The sequence below is a fragment of the Mycobacterium sp. 1465703.0 genome (assembly GCF_001672975.1).
Lineage (GTDB): Bacteria > Actinomycetota > Actinomycetes > Mycobacteriales > Mycobacteriaceae > Mycobacterium.
The window spans coordinates 1-5,109 of record NZ_LZKU01000255.1 but is presented as its reverse complement, the minus strand read 5'-3'; the positions used below and the strand labels follow the sequence as shown (position 1 = coordinate 5,109).

General features: G+C 66.5%; 1 protein-coding gene. It reads right to left on the bottom strand.

The window, feature by feature from the left end:
* The coding region (locus A5625_RS24000) for a non-ribosomal peptide synthetase (protein WP_067000078.1) at window positions 1-5,109 on the bottom strand (5,109 nt) is incomplete at both ends.

Below are 5,109 nucleotides of genomic sequence, written 5' to 3'. Positions count from 1 at the left end.
GCACGGTGTTGATCAGCAGGCCCACCATCGACTCAACGCCGGGCACCTCGGCGCCCCGCCCGGAGACCACCGCGCCGAAGACGACATCATGCTGACCGGTCAGCGAGGTCAGCAGCAACGCCCAGGCGCCCTGCAGCACGGTGCTGACCGTGGTGTGCTGCGAGCGGGCCAGTTCGCTGACGGCGCGGGTGGTCTTCTCCGGTACCCGGTAGGAGACGACGCCCCGCGGTCCGAGCCCACATCGATCCGGTGGACCTACCAAGGTCGGCGCCTGGAGCCCGGCCAATAGCTCACCCCAAACCGCTTGTGCGGCAATGCTATCCCGATCGACCAGCCAGTTGACGAAGCCGCGATAGGGCGCCGCGGCAGGCAACGGCTGACGATGGTAGACAGCGAAGATCTCGGCCAACAGGATCGGCAGCGACCAGCCATCCAACACGATGTGGTGATTGGTCAGCACAAGCCGGTGCCGATCTGGCGCGGTGCGGATCAATGCCACGCGGACGGGCGGCTGCTCGGCGAGGTCGCAGACCGCGGCGCGTTCGGCCGCGCACAGCCGCTCGATCCGCCCGTCGACGTCTCCGGCGTCCAGCTCGACATACCGCCACCCCGGCGCGGGATCAGCGGGGATGATCTGCACCGGCTGGTCGAACCGCTCGGAGAATCTGGCGGCCAGATTGGGGTGGCGGCGTACCACCGCGTACAACGCCTCGCACAGCCGGTCCGGCTCGAGCGGGCCGGTGATGGTGACGCCCAGCTGCACCGCATACACGTCGTCGTCGCTGCCCCCGGCGGCCCTGGCGTGAAAGAGCAGTCCCTGCTGCAGCGGAGTCAGCGGTAACACGTCGGCGAGCGCGTATTGCCGCTGCAGTTCATCGAGCTGTTGCTGGCTGAGCCGGGCCGGGAGGATATCGGACGGTGTTAATCCGCCTCCCCCGCTGCGCACGTGGGCGCAGATGCCGGCCAGCGCGTCAAACCAGAACCGGCTCAACCGGGAGACCTGGGCGTGATCCAATGCCGAGGGCGCCCACATCCAGTTCGCGTGCAGATGCGGGCCCTCGTCGGTGTCGACGGTGGCGGCGTTGAGCTCGACGGTATGCGCCAGCGTCATCGGAATAGCCGCCGCCGCACCGATATCCGACATGGCTTCCGGGCTGAATCGCCATACATCACCGGTGAAGGCCGGCGGGGCGCCCAAGCGCCCTAGATAGTTGAACCCGATCGGCGGGTCGGATTCGACCAGCTCGACATCGGTGTTCAGATACCGCAGCAGACCATAGGTCCACCCGTCAGGATGTCCGCGCAACTGCTCTTTGGCGTCTTTGATCACCGCCCCCAGCGCCGCCTGCCCCCCGAGCACCTGCGCCCAATCCAGCCCACCAACCCTCAACGCCACCGGATATTTAGTGGTAAACCAGCCCACCGTCCGGGTCAGATCCACCTCGGCGGCGAGCTCCTCATGCCGCCCATGACCTTCGACATCGATACCGATCGGCGCCCGCGCAGTACCGCAGAATTGCGCCCAGGCCATCGCGAACGCAATCAACAAAATGTCCTGGATACCGGCATGAAACGCCGCCGGCACCTCCCCCAACAGCATCCCGGTGGTCTCGGCATCAAGCTGCACCGACAGATGCCCAGCATTAGCGAACGTGTCCACCCCAGGCCGCACCGCCGGCACCACCGCCGAAACCCCAGCCACCTGCCGCCACGCCGGGGCCTGCTCCACCACCACCGGGTGATAGGCATACTCGGCCAACAACGAAGCCCACCGCGCAAACGAGGTCCCACCCCGGGGCAACAGCACCGACTGCCCACCATGATGCTGCGCCCAGGCAATATTGAGATCTTCCAACAACACTCGCCACGACACCCCATCAACGGCCAGATGGTGAACGATCAACACCAACCGCCCAGCCGGGGCCACCCACAACGCCCGCACCATCACCCCGGCCGCCGGATCCAACTGCGCCCGCGCGGCCACCACCACCTCATCGGACAACACGTCCACAACCTGCACGCACTCACCGGCATCCACCGCGCCCGCCTCCGGCACGCTCAGCGACCAGCCCCCCGCACCGTCGTCCTCCACGCGTAACCGCAACATGGCATGCCGATCCAGCAACGCCTGCAACACCACCACCACATCGGCCTGGCTCACCGCCCCAGGAGCCTGCACCACCATGGTCTGGTTGAACTGCTCAACCGCGCCGCCCACACCCTGCAACCAACGCATAATCGGCGTGGCCACCACCGGCCCGACGCCCGCATCGACCACCGCATCAGCCTCGCCGGCCGTCCTAGCTACGAGAGCCAGCCGGGCCACTGTCTGCTCGACGAAAATGTCGCGCGGCCTAAACACCAAGCCAGCAACAGCCGCCCGGGCCACCACCTGCATCGACAAAATGGAATCCCCGCCCAGATCGAAAAACGAGTCATCCACCCCGACCCGCGGCACACCCAGCACCTGGGCAAAGATCCCCGCCAAGACCTCCTCGATGGGGGTGGTCGGAGCGCGAAAACGATTGACGTCCTTATAGTCCGGGGCCGGCAGCGCGCGCTTGTCGAGTTTGCCGTTGACCGTCAACGGCAACGCCTCGAGCACCACAATGGCCGCCGGCACCATATAAGCCGGCAACCGCTCCACCAACGCCGCCCGCACCTGGGCCGCATCCGCGGCACCGGTCACATATCCCACCAAGCGCTTATCCCCAGCACGGTCCTCGCGGGTGATCACCACCGCCTGCTCAACCCCCGCCACACCCGCTAACGCCGCCCGGACCTCCCCCAACTCAATGCGATACCCGCGGATCTTGACCTGCTCATCAGCACGCCCCACATATTCCAACTGCCCATCATCACTCCACCGCACCACATCCCCGGTGCGATACATCCGAGTCCCGGCCCCACCGAACGGACACGCCACAAAGCGCGACGCCGTCAGGGCACTCCGGCGCACGTAGCCATCCGCCAGCCCCCCACCGGCCACATACAACTCGCCCACCACACCCGTCGGCACCGGCCGCAACCACCCATCAAGCACAAAAAAGCTCAAATGCGCCAACGGCACCCCGATCGGGCTGCCAGCACCGACGACATCCGCCTCGACGATCTCCCGCAACGACGCATGCACCGTCGTCTCGGTGATGCCATACATGTTGATCAAGCGCGGTAAAGCGGAGTGGTGCGCCAGCCACGCCCCAAGGCGCTGGGGTTCGAGCGCTTCCCCGCCGAAGACCACCGTCTCGAGCTTGAGCTGCCGTCCCAGCTCCGGTTGCAGCGTATCGGCGGTTTGCAGCGCATAAAACGCCGACGGCGTTTGGCTCAACACGCTGACCTGCTCGGCGACCAGCAAGGCATGCAACTCTCCCGCTGAGCGGGTGACCGACTCGGGCACCACCACCAGCCGGCCGCCGCGCAGCAGCGCGCCGAAGATCTCCCACACCGAAAAGTCGAACGCCAACGAGTGACACTGCGACCACACCTGCCCCGGCTCCACGTCCGCGCCCAGCGAGTCCAGCAACAGAGTGACGTTGCGGTGAGCAACCGCAACCCCTTTGGGCACCCCGGTGGTGCCCGAGGTGTAGATCAGATACGCAAGATCGTCCGGGCTCGGCACCGGCAATGCGGTGCTGGGCTGGTCATGGACCGCACGGTCTTCGACGTCGATGACCACTAACTCATGGCCAGCCAGTCGCTCGACCAGCGCGGTCGTGGTGATCGCCGCGACCGGGCCGGCATCCTCGAGCATGAACCCCACCCGCGCCTCCGGGGCGCCGGGATCCATCGGCACATAAGCCGCCCCCGCCTTCAACACCGCCAGCATCGCCACGATCGCCTGAGCCGAGCGAGGCAAGAGCAGCGCCACAAACGCTCCGGGGCCCACACCCTGGGCGGTCAGCAGATGCGCCAACCGGTTGGCCGCCTCCTCGAGCTCCTGGTAGCTCAGCGACCGGCCCTCGCAGCTCACCGCCACCGCCTCCGGAGTGCGTTCTACCTGCGCGGCGAACGCTTCCGGGATCGACGCCGACACAGTCACCGGCGCGCTCAACACCGCCCGGTTACCGATCTCATCCAGGCGGGCCCGCTCAGCAGTATCACGCACATCGATCGCCGACAACCGCCGCGACGAATCGGCCGTCATCTCCTGCAGCACCCGCCCCAACCGGTCGATCAGCGTTTCAATGCTGCGGGCATCGAACACGTCGGTGCGAAACTCCACCGCCCCGCCGATCCCAGCCGGCTCACCGGATTCCGTCCAGCGTTCCGAGAGCGTGAACGTCAGGTCCATGCGGGCGCTGTGAGTGTCCACCGGCAGCGAAGTGACCTGCAGATCACCCAACGCCCATCCGGCGGGCTCAGCGGTGCCCAGCCCAGGCAGGTTCTGCCAGGCCAACATCACCTGCACCAACGGATGATGAGTCAACGAGCGGGCCGGGCTAAGCCGTTCCACCAGCACCTCGAAAGGCACATCCTGGTGGTCATAGGCGGCCAGGCTGCGCTGCTGCACCTGCCCCAACACCTCGGCAACGCTGGGATCACCACCCAGATCCACCCGCAACACCAACGTGTTGACGAAAAAACCCACCAGCTCATCGAGCGCGGGATCACGCCGACCGGCAATCGGGAAACCCACGGCCACATCGCAACTGGCAGTGAGCTTGGACAACAACACCGCAAACGCGGCCTGCACCACCATAAAACTGGACGCATTGTGTTCGCGGGCCAGCCGAGCAACGCCCCGTTGCAGCTGCGCGGGCCACTCGACCGCCAGCTGCGCGCCGCGGTAATCCGCAATCAGCGGATAGGGCCGATCAGTCGGTAACACCAGCCGCTCGGGCAGCCCGGCTAACGCCTGCTCCCAATAAGCCAACTGCCCAGCAATCCGGCTGCCGCTGTCATCCAGCTCACCCAACTGCGCACGCTGCCACAACGTGTAATCCACATACTGCACCGCCAACGGCGCCCAGTCGGGGACATGTCCGGCACACCGGCTCGCATAGGCCGCGCCCAAATCGGCCACCAGCGGGGCGATCGACCACCCATCGGCGGCGATATGATGCACCACCGCCACCAACACATGCTCTTCCTCGCTGAGACGGAAAAGCC